Source organism: Vibrio sp. QJM3NY_15, assembly GCF_057785995.1.
The window spans coordinates 1,008,398-1,021,672 of sequence record NZ_CM173517.1 but is presented as its reverse complement, the minus strand read 5'-3'; the positions used below and the strand labels follow the sequence as shown (position 1 = coordinate 1,021,672).

Annotated in this window: 13 protein-coding genes and 1 other RNA gene; 6 read left to right on the top strand and 8 right to left on the bottom strand. The window is 45.6% G+C overall.

Annotated features, from left to right (window positions below):
- The first annotated feature begins 63 nt into the window (after positions 1 to 63).
- Positions 64 to 1,791: an aspartate:alanine exchanger family transporter gene (locus AC3CKG_RS04545; RefSeq protein WP_488528870.1), complete on the top strand. Its 1,728-nt coding sequence runs from the start codon at positions 64 to 66 to the stop codon at positions 1,789 to 1,791.
- Positions 1,792 to 1,884: 93 nt separating this feature from the next.
- A complete protein-coding gene (locus AC3CKG_RS04540; RefSeq protein ID WP_017105442.1) occupies positions 1,885 to 2,136 on the top strand; it encodes a GlsB/YeaQ/YmgE family stress response membrane protein in 252 nt (83 codons plus the stop codon).
- A gap of 89 nt (positions 2,137 to 2,225) precedes the next feature.
- On the opposite strand, the gene ffs is transcribed toward AC3CKG_RS04540, so the two are convergent.
- Together ffs and AC3CKG_RS04530 are read right to left on the bottom strand one after the other, a co-directional pair.
- Positions 2,226 to 2,322: signal recognition particle sRNA small type (gene ffs / locus AC3CKG_RS04535), an RNA gene on the bottom strand.
- 244 nt (positions 2,323 to 2,566) lie between these two features.
- The gene (locus AC3CKG_RS04530) at positions 2,567 to 3,310 is read right to left on the bottom strand and encodes a VP0952 family biofilm-associated protein (RefSeq protein WP_099166287.1); all 744 of its coding nucleotides are present in this window, start codon (positions 3,308 to 3,310) and stop codon (positions 2,567 to 2,569) included.
- A gap of 51 nt (positions 3,311 to 3,361) precedes the next feature.
- Between AC3CKG_RS04530 and AC3CKG_RS04525 the strand changes: the two genes are divergently transcribed.
- The gene (locus AC3CKG_RS04525; protein ID WP_488528869.1) at positions 3,362 to 3,664 is read left to right on the top strand and encodes an MGMT family protein; all 303 of its coding nucleotides are present in this window, start codon (positions 3,362 to 3,364) and stop codon (positions 3,662 to 3,664) included.
- A gap of 101 nt (positions 3,665 to 3,765) precedes the next feature.
- On the opposite strand, the gene AC3CKG_RS04520 is transcribed toward AC3CKG_RS04525, so the two are convergent.
- A complete protein-coding gene (locus AC3CKG_RS04520) occupies positions 3,766 to 4,206 on the bottom strand; it encodes a YbaY family lipoprotein (protein ID WP_488528868.1) in 441 nt (146 codons plus the stop codon).
- A gap of 168 nt (positions 4,207 to 4,374) precedes the next feature.
- Between AC3CKG_RS04520 and tesB the strand changes: the two genes are divergently transcribed.
- Positions 4,375 to 5,235 carry an acyl-CoA thioesterase II gene (tesB, locus tag AC3CKG_RS04515; protein ID WP_029405291.1) on the top strand — a complete coding sequence of 287 codons (861 nt, stop codon included), beginning with the start codon at positions 4,375 to 4,377 and terminating at the stop codon, positions 5,233 to 5,235.
- A gap of 123 nt (positions 5,236 to 5,358) precedes the next feature.
- Here tesB and AC3CKG_RS04510 read toward each other — a convergent pair whose 3' ends face one another.
- On the bottom strand, positions 5,359 to 6,024 hold the full coding sequence (locus tag AC3CKG_RS04510) for a hypothetical protein (RefSeq protein ID WP_488528867.1): 666 nt from the start codon (positions 6,022 to 6,024) through the stop codon (positions 5,359 to 5,361).
- Between the two features lie 72 nt (positions 6,025 to 6,096).
- Positions 6,097 to 6,570 (bottom strand): Lrp/AsnC family transcriptional regulator, encoded by a 474-nt coding sequence (locus AC3CKG_RS04505; protein ID WP_017105254.1) that lies wholly within the window; start codon positions 6,568 to 6,570, stop codon positions 6,097 to 6,099.
- Between the two features lie 129 nt (positions 6,571 to 6,699).
- Between AC3CKG_RS04505 and AC3CKG_RS04500 the strand changes: the two genes are divergently transcribed.
- A complete protein-coding gene (locus AC3CKG_RS04500; RefSeq protein WP_102278263.1) occupies positions 6,700 to 7,767 on the top strand; it encodes a PLP-dependent cysteine synthase family protein in 1,068 nt (355 codons plus the stop codon).
- A gap of 86 nt (positions 7,768 to 7,853) precedes the next feature.
- Here AC3CKG_RS04500 and AC3CKG_RS04495 read toward each other — a convergent pair whose 3' ends face one another.
- Positions 7,854 to 8,174, bottom strand: a complete 321-nt coding sequence (locus AC3CKG_RS04495; RefSeq protein ID WP_010439576.1) for a DUF1244 domain-containing protein — start codon at positions 8,172 to 8,174, stop codon at positions 7,854 to 7,856.
- A gap of 187 nt (positions 8,175 to 8,361) precedes the next feature.
- Here AC3CKG_RS04495 and AC3CKG_RS04490 point away from each other — a divergent pair, with 187 nt between their 5' ends.
- Entirely contained in the window at positions 8,362 to 8,955 is a 594-nt protein-coding gene (locus AC3CKG_RS04490; RefSeq protein WP_102315228.1) for a thioredoxin domain-containing protein, read from the top strand.
- Between the two features lie 105 nt (positions 8,956 to 9,060).
- Here AC3CKG_RS04490 and vexH read toward each other — a convergent pair whose 3' ends face one another.
- A complete protein-coding gene (gene vexH / locus AC3CKG_RS04485) occupies positions 9,061 to 12,174 on the bottom strand; it encodes a vibriobactin export RND transporter permease subunit VexH (RefSeq protein WP_102278250.1) in 3,114 nt (1,037 codons plus the stop codon).
- Positions 12,174 to 13,271, bottom strand: a complete 1,098-nt coding sequence (locus AC3CKG_RS04480) for an efflux RND transporter periplasmic adaptor subunit (RefSeq protein ID WP_488528866.1) — start codon at positions 13,269 to 13,271, stop codon at positions 12,174 to 12,176. Before AC3CKG_RS04480 ends, vexH begins: the two co-directional genes overlap by 1 nt.
- Positions 13,272 to 13,275 lie beyond the last annotated feature (4 nt).

Below are 13,275 nucleotides of genomic sequence, written 5' to 3'. Positions count from 1 at the left end.
TACTTAAAGCAAGGAGCCTTGATGGTTCCTTGCCCTTATATCAACAAGTTAGCAGGTGACATTATGTCCTTTCTATTTAGTTACTTGTCAGAGAATCCGTTTGTATTTCTCTTTCTATCACTCACCATTGGTTATCCACTTGGTCGACTCACTTTTAAAGGTGTGAGCTTAGGCACAACAGCTGGCACCCTAATCGTTGGCGTTGGTATCGCACTGACGTCCTTCTCAGTTTATGGACTAAAAATTGAAGAACCAGGATTGGTCTCCGACATTTTCTTAATGATGTTCATGTACGCCATTGGGATGAAAGTAGGACCGCAATTTTTCTCCGGCCTTGCTAGAGGAGGCATCGACTTCGTCGTCATTGGTTTAATTGTCGTGTTCAGCAATTTTGCGATTGTGGTCATCGGCGCCAAGCTCATGGGCCTTGAGCCCGGCTATGCCGCGGGCATCATTTCTGGCAGTTACACAGTGACGGCAGTAATGGGCGTAGCGCAGTCAGCAATCAGCTCAGGCGCATTTACGCCACCGGAAGGGATGAGCATTGATCAGGTCAGTGCCAATATCGCGGCGGGTTACGCGATAAGCTATGTCCTGTCGACCGTCCTCATCATCTTGTTCATTAAGTACCTCCCTTCTATCTTTGGAATTGACCCCGTCAAAGCAGGTAAAGAAGCAGAAGCAGAGTTCTCAACTGGCGATGACAACGAGAAGCTCCCAAGTACCTTTGGGTTCTCAGATGTTGGCATTCTACCCATTGACGTTCGCGCTTATAAGGTCACACACCAAGAGTTAGTCGGTCGTTCAGTGCAGGAGCTGTATCGAAACTTCCCTGATGCGGCCGTGCTTAAAGTGGTTCGAGGTGAGCAAATCATTGATGCTTCTGATAATCCAATGCTTGAGTTAAATGATGTCATTGGCATTCGCGGAGAATATCGCGTCTTGATTACGGAAGGTGAAGCTGATATCGGAAATGAAGTCGATGAACCACGAGCTAGAAATGTCGATATCGAAGTAGCGGACATTCACGTTGGGAAGTCCGAACATGCAGGAAAAACGATAGCGCAGTTACATTCCGAAGTCGGCTTTGGTGTTTACTTTAAAGCAGTCTTCAGACAAGGCCACCAGCAACCTCTATTACCACAAACCCAGATCGAAGTTGGCGATGTGGTTCGAATTGCCGGCTCTCAGTGGTGTGTAGAACAAACAGCCACTAAGTTGAATAGTGTACCCATCGTCGAGAGTACCGTCACAGAAACCTTCTATCTCGCCGTTTCTTTATTAATTGGTTATGTCTTCGGCCATTTAAGTGTCACAGTCGCAGGTATTCCATTTGCATTGGGAACCTCGGCAGGCTGTATGCTCACCGGGATCATTTTTTCCTTCCTACGCACTCGGAATCCAAGTTTTGGCGGCCCTATGAGCGAGGGAGCAAGAAGCTTTCTACAAGACATCGGCCTAAATCTGTTTGTTGCTGTATTGGCAGCGACGGTAGGCCCCAAAATACTGGCCTCTTTTCAAGGCATCGTTGTCATCAAGATAGCTTTGCTCGGGGTGACAGCTGCTTTAGTACCACCCTTATTAGCTTGGTTGTACGGCTTATATTTCCGAAAAATGAATCCTGCGATTTTAGCTGGAGCTTGTGCCGGAGGCAGGAACAGTACGCCTGCAATGAAAGGCGCACAAGATGCTAGTCACAGTGACATGCCAGCGATCGGCTATCCTGTGCCCTACGCTTTAACATCGGTATTGGTTCTTATTCTGGGTTACATCGCAATGGTCATCAGTTAGTTAAATCGAGTTTTGATGTATGGTCTATGATTTAAACGTAACCATAGATGTGTGACGACATGCACCTAACACAATAATGAGTAAGGAGAAGTTATGGGGTTTATATCTTGGATTATTCTTGGGTTGATTGCAGGGGCGCTAGCTAAGTGGCTAATGCCGGGCAACGATGGTGGTGGATGGATCGCCACCATGGTTCTAGGTATTGCTGGTGCCTTTGTTGGTGGTTTTTTAGGGAGCTTCATCGGCCTCGGCAGTGCTGACGGCATTAACATCGGTAGTATTATAACCGCAACGCTTGGCGCATTCGTGTTGCTGTTTGTTTATAACCGTTTCCTCAAAAACTGATATTTTCGCACCTCTAGTCATAAACAAGATCAAATTAAGCTTCAGATAGCAAAAAGCCGCTCATTAAGAGCGGCTTTTTATATGGGTGGAAGCCCCAGCCACATCCCGGCACACACGTCGCCTGCTGCGGCTGCTCCCTTCCAGGCCTGACCGAGTTCACAAGTTAGTGTTGCGGGAGGACCAGAGCCTCCATAGATTCTTTTTCTAAGAGGCTTGCCTCAAAGAGTGATTGGATTATTAAGCATCGCAGCAACCATTGCAAGCACAAAGCGACTCTTTTTAAACAAATGTGGTTTAAGTGATTACCCTTTACCCAACACACCGTAAAACTGTCGGATAAAGCATCACCTTTGTCTTTGTTTCATAACGTATTCATTCACGTCACATGTGCTCGCTTTTATCCTTACGAGCAGAATATCATTCACTTCAGCTAGAGGTCGGCGTCTTCGCTCTCTTCCGTGCGGATGATGTAGTCTGTCATCCATGCGGTGCCCAACAAACATAGCCACACCACAAACACTGGGCTTGGCACCTCAATGCTTGGCGTTATCACCAGAGCAGCAAAGCCAACAGTCGGCAATGTCCAACACAGTAGCTTATTCCAACGGAAGGTCTTCAAGCGAGTGAGTGTTTCCATCGATGCCATGATGCCTGTAACACACAGTGCAACCAAAGCCGCGTAAGGTAAATCGGCCATCCATAATGGAAGAATCAAGCCTAATGACCACCAGCTGTGTCGACTGGCTGGTTTAAGGTGATTCGCCGCCCACCAAATCATGATGATCGACAAGGTTTGCAGTGTGGTAATCCAAGGTGCGCCATCAAGCTTACCTGCGGATTGGGTCACCATAATCCCGACTTGTAGGGTCGCGACAATTAATCCCGAAATAATAACAACCGACAAGCTACTGCGTTTTGAAAAAACCACCATCAATAATGGGAATAGCACCCACGCACTCACAGAGAGCGTGATGGGTTGTAGGGGAAGCGTTAAGCCATAAGTCGTCATGGAAACAAGCAGAACTAATCCTGCAATGCCGCCCTGCGGTAATATCCATAATGCAGGGATGACCATTGCAAGCACTGGGATATCTCCCTCACTTAAACTGATTGCTCTCGCGCAAACAACGGCTAATAATGTGGTTATCAAGAACTGAAACGTTGAAAATACCATAGCCCTCTCCTTCTACCGATCCGTGGTATTAATGAACTAGGAATTTTTAGTATGGACCAATTTTTGCCCCAAATCTTTGCAGTGATTCACCAAATTCCATATGGAAAAGTAACAACTTATGGAGACATAGCACGTTTTTCAGGTTTTCCGGGGTATGCACGACATGTAGGTAGAGCATTAGGTAATTTACCAGAAGGTAGCAAACTGCCTTGGTATCGGGTGATCAACAGTAAAGGTGAGATATCTTTGAAAGGTGATTCGTTTGATCGCCAGAAGAAGCATCTGCTCGAAGAAGGGATTGAAGTGAGTGGCACAGGAAAGGTTAAACTCAGAATATACAAATGGCAGCCCTAGAGCTGCCATTAATCACCTAGTTAGCTAGTAGACGAATTAGCTAATCAACTAACCAACTAACCAACTAGCCAAAATGCCTTAATATTGGCATCCATTTCTAATTAACGAACACCAACCAAGCGTAGGTCTGCTTGTTGCGTGTTTTCTACGTCGGTAATCACTGACTTAATTGTGTCTGTTGTGAAACGCAGTTTGCCGTCAAAGTGAATCGTTGCGCGCATGTTGTAACGGTGGTTCGGTTGAATCTTGTTGTTGTCGTAGCTCAGCTCGAATGCGAACGGCACTTGCTTACCGTCAGTAGTGAATTCTTGAGTCGCGATAACAGTCGATGGTGCGTCAGCCAGTGAAATATCTTCTAGCGTTACGGTAACCACTGCATTCTCTGGCAATGCAATTCTTTCGCGATAGCTTACTGTTCCTGAAATCACTTGAGCGTTCTCTGCAACCACTTCCTGAGAAGTGTTCGTTTCTGATGTTGCTTGGCAACCAACAAGTAGGCCAAACGATACTAAAGACGTAATAAGAATTAGAGCCTTTTTCATATTCAATTTCTCTCAACATGTTTGCCGGACTCGGCAAATCTACTCACCAATTATAAGAGAGCTTTCATATTCTGTCTTGAAACCCTATGATTTATTGACAGATATCTGACTAAGCTAAATGATTAGCACCATAATCTGACACCTATTTTACGAAGAGGAATGCTGGCGATGAGTCAACCTTTACAAGAATTACTAAGTTTACTTCAGCTAGAGAAACTGGAAGAAGGTTTATTCCGTGGGCAAAGTGAGAACCTCGGCCTGCCACAGGTATACGGCGGTCAGGTATTGGGACAAGCGCTTTCCGCTGCCCGTTATACTGTTCAAGACGACCGTAGTGTTCACTCGTTCCACAGTTATTTTCTATTTCCCGGCGATCCTGAAAAGCCAATCATTTACGATGTTGAGAACCTAAGAGATGGACGCAGCTTTAGCACGCGCCGTGTTAAAGCGATTCAAAATGGCCGCCCTATTTTCTATCTCACGGCTTCTTACCATGGTGATGCACCTGGCTTTGAACACCAAAATGAAATGCCAAACATCCCTGGACCAGAGAATTTTGCCTCTGAAACTGAGTTAGCGAGTCATATTGCTGAGTTCTTACCTGAGAAACTGCGTAAGACTTTCTGTGGCGAAAAGCCAATTGAAATGCGCCCAGTAACAGTGGTTAACCCACTGAAGCCTAAAAAGACAGAAGCAAAGCAGTATCTTTGGGTGAGAGCGAATGGTGCGTTGCCAGATAACCAGCTCATTCACCAATACCTGCTTGCTTACGCATCGGATTGGGGATTCTTGGTGACGGCACTTCACCCACATGAAGTGTCAATCATGACGCCAAACTTCCAAGTGGCGACGATTGACCACTCAATCTGGTTCCACCGCCCATTCAAGATGGATGAATGGTTGCTTTATGCGATTGAAAGCCCAACGGCAGCGAACACTCGTGGCCTAGTGCGCGGCGAGATCTTCAATCAAAAAGGTGAGCTAGTAGCGACAGCCGTTCAAGAAGGTGTGATGCGCTTTACTAAGTAATGGCTAGGCGCTTTATACAAACAGTATACATGCGCCACCAAATAATAAGGGGCTAGGTATCACACCTAGCCCCTTATTATTTCATTGCGTCAACGAACGCCGTTGTTCAAAAACCAGTAAACGCTATTCAGCTTCAGGCGTCGGTTCGAATTCACTTTGTACACGTGTTTTGAGGCCGTCGCTCGCGTCTCGCAGTAGATTAAATGGCGATAACACCACACCTTTCACTGCACCCTCTGCCGCTCCCTGTGCTAACTCTTTACTCTTATCGGCTAGCAAATTAGCCTGTGCCAAGATACCCGGTACTTCCGCTCTGAGCATCTCGGATTCGGTAACAATGACGGGAATGGTCTGCTCTCGGTATGACTTACTTTCAGCGAGCATCGGTGGCATCACATCCACACGGTATCGCTTTAACTCCGTCAATGTTGGCGGGATCACATCGGTTCTTACCTGCTCGACTTCCGTTCGAACATTTTTCACTTCATCCAAAATAGCGGGAATTTTGCCATCCACTGATGAAACGGTTTGATTAACTTGGTCGATGGTCTTTCTGACTTCATCCACAGTGTTTAACACCTGAGGAGCAAGTTCACTAACATGCTCAGCAAACGCTAACATCTCTTCTACTTTTAGCCCTTTGGTAAGAGTTGATAAATCTTCGATGACCTGCGGATAGGTATCGACGATCTCACCGACTTTATTGGTAAACGAATAGATGGTGTAGCCTAAGTAAAAAATAGCGACGGCTAACACCAATTGGATCGCGGTAGAGATTTTTGCAAACATGAATAATCCTTTTCTTTATCGCAGAGGCGATATCTAAACTGAGACAAGATGTAACGTAAGGCTAGGTTTAACTTACAGCGGCAGTGCTGTCGTGTACTTCAATGGTTCCATAGCAAACGTCGAGGTCACATTCGAAATACCATCAATACTGTTCACCAAGCGCTTGTAGAAGTCATCAAAGCACTTCATGTCTTTAACCTGAACCTTCATCATATAATCATACTCGCCAGCCATTCGATAGAACTCCATCACTTCTGGAAAGTCCGACACAGTATTCACAAAGCGCCCATACCACTCATGAGAATGGTTGCTTGTTTTCACCAATACGAACGCGGTAAAAGCAAGATCAAGCTTCTCAGGGTTAAGCAACGCCACTCTTTTTTCAATAATGCCGTTCTCTTCAAGACGCTTCAGCCTTTTCCAGCAGGGCGTGGTGGTTAGGTTGACCGCCTCTGAAATGTCATTCAACGACAGTGTGCTGTCTTCTTGCAGCAAACTTAATATCTTTTTATCTACAGCATCTATCACACTTTCACCAAATCGCATTTAAATAGAATAATTTTCTACATTTTAGTCAAAACAAAGCAAATATGGCAAAGTTTTTCTCTCGAATTATCGCTAAATTATAACCATACCAATTACAAAAAATTCCTACACAAGATCAGGAGAACGCTTATGTGCACTGACCATCAATGGATTAATAACGCGATTCGTAAAATTGAAGCCGACTACCAACGCTCAGCGGATACGCACCTTATCAAGTTAGACCTTCCAAGCATCGAAGGCATTGATATCTACCTTAAAGATGAAAGCACACACCCAACAGGCTCTTTGAAGCATCGTTTGGCGCGTTCTCTGTTCTTATACGCGATTTGTAACGGTTGGGTTGGCCCAGAAACAACGATCATTGAATCTTCATCAGGCAGCACTGCTGTGTCTGAGGCGTACTTTGCTCGCCTACTTGGTCTTCCGTTTATTGCGGTAATGCCTAAGTGCACAGCGAAGAAAAAAATTGAGCAGATTGAATTCTACGGCGGCCAAGCGCACCTTGTTGATCGCTCAGATGAAATTTACGATGAGTCTCGCCGTTTAGCGACGGAACTGAATGGCCATTACATGGACCAATTTACTTACGCTGAGCGTGCAACTGACTGGCGCGGTAACAACAACATCGCGAACTCAATTTTCAATCAAATGCAGATGGAAGATCACCCAGTTCCAACTTGGGTAGTAATGAGCCCAGGTACTGGCGGCACTTCAGCAACAATCGGCCGTTTCATTCGCTACCAACAGCATGAAACTAAGCTATGTGTTGTCGACCCTGAAAACTCGGTATTCCACGAATACTTCCAAACTGGCAATGCGAATGTTAAAGGCAATACATTCAGCAAAATTGAAGGCATTGGTCGTCCACGTGCAGAACCAAGCTTCATTCCAGGTGTAGTTGACGAAATGCGTAAGATCCCAGACGCAGCAAGCATAGCAACCACACATTGGTTATCTGACATTCTTGGCCGCAAGGTTGGCGCATCTACCGGTACCAACATGTACGGTGTGCTTCAGCTAGCTAGTGAAATGAAAGCGCGTGGCGAAACAGGCTCTATCGTGACTTTACTTTGTGATAGCGGCGAGCGTTACCTAGATACTTACTTTAATGATGAGTGGGTGAACAACAACATTGGTGACCTACAGCCTTACGCAGCGAAGTTGGAAGCTTTCTCTCAAACGGGTGAATTAGTTTAAACACCTAGCCAAGAACAAGTTTTCAAAATAAAAAAGAGCCCTTAATGGGCTCTTTTTGTGTGTCATTGGTAGCCAATGAGACGAGATTATTCTGGTTTTTGCTTCGCTTCAAAAGCTGCCAGTTGCTCTGGAGTTGCTTTTGGTTGGTGGTTTTGTTTCCACTCATCGTAAGTCATGCCATAGACACGCTCACGAGCATCGTCGATATCAAGGTCTAGGCCTTGTTGCTCAGCTTCTGCTTTGTACCATTTGCTGAAGCAGTTACGGCAGAAGCCAGCCAAGATCATCAGGTCAATGTTTTGGACATCTTTGTTGCTGTCTAGGTGTGCTAACAGGCGACGAAAGGTTGCTGCATCCAGCTTGTCTTGTTCTTCTTGAGAAAGATCTTTGTATTTAAATTCAGCCACTTTGGTGTCCCTTAATAGTTTTCATTTTTTTAATGTGTTGAGCAGATATTGTTATACAAAAAAAGCCCGCTGTTCGCTAGGAGCAAACGCAGGCTTTTCAAAACATTCACAGATAAACCGTCACCAAGCCTATTACATTGAATGTAATGGGCGTTTTTCATTACTAAACCGATAAACCGGAATCCCCATGAAACGATTGCAAGCCGTAGTTTTTTTATTCGCATCTATTATCTTGAGTTCAATAGCTTATGCGTCTCCTACCGAAGGAGAGCAATACTCTATTTTGGATAACCCCTATTCAACAGACCATCAAATAGACAAGTTCTTCTCATTAACCTGCACACCTTGTTGGCAGATGACCGAACTACTGAAAGATAAAGAGCAATCAGGTGAACTTGTATTACATCGTACACATGTGATTTTCAACGAATCAACACTTCAAGCCGCAAGCCTTTATTACACCGTATTGGTTCAACAGCCCAACCTCTCTCACGAACTGCTTAATGAACTGTTTTCTCTGGTACAGACAAACAGTCCACTGCAACAAGCCGATATTGATGTCTTCTTTAAGAAACATAACCTTGTGACACAAGAAAACATGACAAAAAGCCAACAGAAGCAATGGGCAACTTATGTAAAGGATGCTGCGGATAAAACAGAGCAAACCGCAATTGTCAGCATTCCGAGTTTCATCATAAATGGTCGCTATATGGTGAACCTAAGAGGTCACAGCTCGATGGATGAACTGCTCGAAACTTTAAAATATCTTAGCGATTTATAACGCCTGCTGAGTTATTCCCTCAGCAGATCATTTTCACGTATTAAATAAAAAGCCCGACAACTAAACAAAGTTGTCGGGCTTTAAAAGAATCGCTATTGAAACCGATTAACCGTGACTGGTTCTTCCCACGTTATCATGGCTTAATTCTTTATTTAGAACCGCTTCCACATGACCCGGAGAACGCGTTGAGCCAGAAATCAGTCGGTACATCGCAGGGATAACGAACAGAGTAACCAAAGTCGCGAAGCCCATACCGAAGAAGATAACCGTACCCACCGCCACTCGGCTTTCATAACCCGCGCCAGTTGAAGTAATCAATGGAATGGCACCTGCTAGCGTGGTAAATGCCGTCATCATGATTGGACGCAAACGTCGAGCTGAAGCATCAATGATCGCCTTTTCAAACTCAATACCACGGTCACGAAGTTGGTTAGCAAATTCTACGATCAAGATACCGTTTTTGGTCACCATACCGATCAGCATGATCATACCGATCTGGCTGTATACGTTGAGTCCTTGACTCATCAACACTAAGCCTAAGAAGCCACCAAAGATACCCATAGGTACGGTGAACATCACCACCAGCGGGTTAATGAAGCTCTCAAACTGCGCCGCGAGTACCAAGTACGCGACCAGCATCGCTAGCGCAAACACCACGAGGATACTCGATTGGTTCTCTTTAAAGTCTTTAGACTCGCCTGAGTAGCTCACTGAGATGTCACCCGGTAGCTGCTCGATAGCTTGTTCATCAAGGAAATCGAGAGCATCGCCCAACGTGTAACCTTCCATTAGGTTCGCTTTGATGGTTACTGACTTCTGCTTGTTGTAGTGCGACAAACGAATCGACGACGCTACTTCTTCAATGTGTGTCAGCGTATCGAGCGTTACTAGCTCGCCAGACTGAGTTCGCATGTAGATTTGGCTTAAGTCGTTGGCGTTATTAAAGCTGTTTTCATCACCACGCAGGTATACGTCATACTCTTCACCACGGTCAACGAAAGTGGTTTCACTGCGTCCACCAAGCATGATTTCTAACGTGTCCGAGATATCAGAAACACTCACACCCAGCTCAGCTGCACGCTGCTTGTCTACGGTAACCAATAACTCTGGTGTTTTCTCAGAGTAATCGATGTCCGCACCTTCCATCATTGGAGAGTCTTCAGCCGCTTGCTTTAACAGTTCGCCCCATTTCTGAAGTTCAGTGTAATCAGAGCCACCCAGTACGAATTGAACTGGCTCACTTGAACCGCCTTTGAAACCCGGCATGAACGGGAATACACGTACATCAGGAATGCCATTTAAAGATTTACGAACTTCGTTCAACGCTTCTTGCGCCGTAACATCACGTTCGTCCCAATCTTCTAGGATCATGATTACAAAGCCCGTTTGGTCACCCGCATTACCACCAAACGCTGGTGATTGAATACTGAATGACTTCAAGAAGCCTTGACCAAGTAGCGGCATTAGACGTTCTTCAACAATGTCCATGTTGGCAGACATACGGTTATAACTGGTTGCATCAGCACCACGAACAAACGCAAAGATAACACCACGGTCTTCTTGCGGAGTCAGTTGCGACGGTACTTGTTGCATCAAGCCATAGCTACCGCCCATACACGCGATAATGATGATTGGAGCAGCCCAACGCCAGTTTAACGCACGGCGCAATACCGCTTTGTATCCAGCTTCTAGCTTGCCAAACACACGTTCTACAAATCGATTGAAACGGTTTGGTTTTACATTGGCTTTTAAAATCTTACTGCCCAGAACTGGCGTTAGCGTTAATGCCACAACAGACGAGAAGATCACCGACATCGCCAACAGTACCGAGAACTCAGTAAACAGAAGACCTACCATGCCATCCATAAACGAGATTGGTAGGAACACCATGACCAGTACTAGCGTGGTTGCGATTACCGCAAAGCCTACTTCACGCGTGCCTTTATAAGCGGCAAGCAGTGGTGATTCACCACGTTCAATGTGGTGGAAAATATTCTCAACCACCACGATAGCGTCATCAACCACCAGACCGATAGACAGAATCAGAGCCATCAAGGTAATCAGGTTGATAGAGAAGCCGAAGTAGTACGCCGCAATAAACGATGAAATCAAAGAGACCGGAACCGTCACCGCTGGGATCAGGGTTGCACGAGCTTGGCCGATGAAGACGTAAAGCACGAGGATAACAAGGCCACCCGTAATAAAGAGTGTGCTGTATACCTCTGAGATCGAGCGGTCGATAAATACCGTTGAATCATAGTCCACCGCTAGACGAGTACCGTCAGGCAAGAACTTTTGAATCGCTTCTACTTCTTTATGGACTAAGTCTGCCACCTCAAGTGGGTTGGCATCTGACTGAGGCACAATGCCCATACTTACGTTAACAACACCGTCACTTTTAAAGGTCGAGTTTTCGTTTTCAGCGCCGATGTAAACATCTGCTACGTCTTTTAGATAGATAGGTGTGTTATCAGAGGCACGCTTAACAACAAGGTACTCAAAATCTTCAGCTTGGGTATATGAACGAGCCGTACGAACCGACATCACAATCGCATCGTTACGAACTTCACCACCCGGGCTTTCGATATTTTCGTTGTTCAGCGCCTGCGTAATATCAGAGGCTGTCACACCACGCCCGGCCATCTGAGCAGGTTTCAGCTTGACGTACATTACTTTGTACAAGCCACCCGAGATGTCCACTGAGCTCACACCAGAGATCAAACTAAAGCGGTCAATCAACACACGCTCGGTGTAATCGGTTAACTGCGTTCGATCCATCTCGGTTGAGCTGAGGTTGATGTAAACAGACGCTTCACCACTACCATTGTTCTTATAAACAATCGGGTCATCGGCTTCATCTGGCAACGAACGCTGGGCACGCGCTACCGCATCACGCACATCACTCACACCGGTATTAAGATCATAACCAAGTTCAAAGGTGATCGTGATTCTTGAAGAACCATTTCGAGTGGTTGACTCAATTTCGTCTATACCACTAATACCGGAGAGTTGGTCTTCGAGATTGGAGGTTATTTGGCTCTCAATGATGGTGGCTGATGCACCTTCATAGCGAGTACTGATCGACACTACTGGGCTTTCAATATCAGGCATCTCACGAACAGCAAGCTTGTTGAACGATACAATACCAAACACAACCAAGAGCAAGCTCAATACGATAGCCGCTACTGGTCTCTTTACAGAAACATCAGATAACAACATTAGTTCGCACCTTCTTGAGTTGCTGTATTACCATCAAGGTTAGCGGTATCGCCGTCAGGTTTAGCAGGGCGATTAACGGCAAGTTCTTGAACCAACACGCCATCACGCATGTTCACAATACCTTGCACCACGATCTTCTGACCAATCTCGATACCTTTATCAATCACGACTTCGTTATCGATACGCGCACCTAAGAAAACTTCGGTACGTGTCGCTTTGTTATCTTCACCGATAACATAGACAAAACGCTTAGTGCCTGAATATTCGAGTGCTTGAACTGGAATAATAGGAGCTTCCACTGGCGGGAAATCCATGTCAGCCGCGACTAACATGCCCGGTTTTAGGTAATCATTATTGTTGTCGAAGTGGATTCGAACTCGTAAGTTCAAAGTTTCAGCGTTGATACGAGAATCAATGCCAACCACAGTACCCGTGAACTGAGTCTCACCCCATGCACTGGTGCGAGCCGTTACTGTCATGCCTTTAGACAGTTTCGAAAGGTAACGCTCAGGAATTTGAAGATCTAATTGCATCACCGACAAGTCATCTAAGGTCACGAGTTCAGTGCCTGCTGTCACCATTTTACCGCGGCTAAAATCGATAAAGCCGACCGTACCAGAAAAAGGCGCACTGATGTGAAGATCTTTAAGGTTGGCATTCGCAGCAGCTAAACGTGCATTGGCAATTTCAACGTTGGTTTTCTGCGCGTCAATTTCAGTTTGCGTAATCGCGTTGCGTTTCACTAGTCGTTGGAATTCTGCAAGCTTACGTTTCTCATCTTTTAAGTACGCTTGCGCTTCTGCAACTGCGGCCTTGGCTTTGTCGTCATCTAATTGAACCAACATCTGCCCTTTAGTCACATCTTGATTAGCTTTGATGTTGATAGAGTCAACTCTGCCCGCGACTTCAGAAGTAATGATCACAGATTGCTCGGCTTCTAACTTACCAACCAAAGAAAGAGATTGGCTAACTTGGTGAATATCAACCTGCTCTGTAACAACCGTTACAGTGCTAGGCCCCTGACGTTTTGCAAGTACGGCCGGAGACGCCATAAGAATAGACAAGCTAAGCAGGGTTAAAACAGATTTACGCTTCATAATA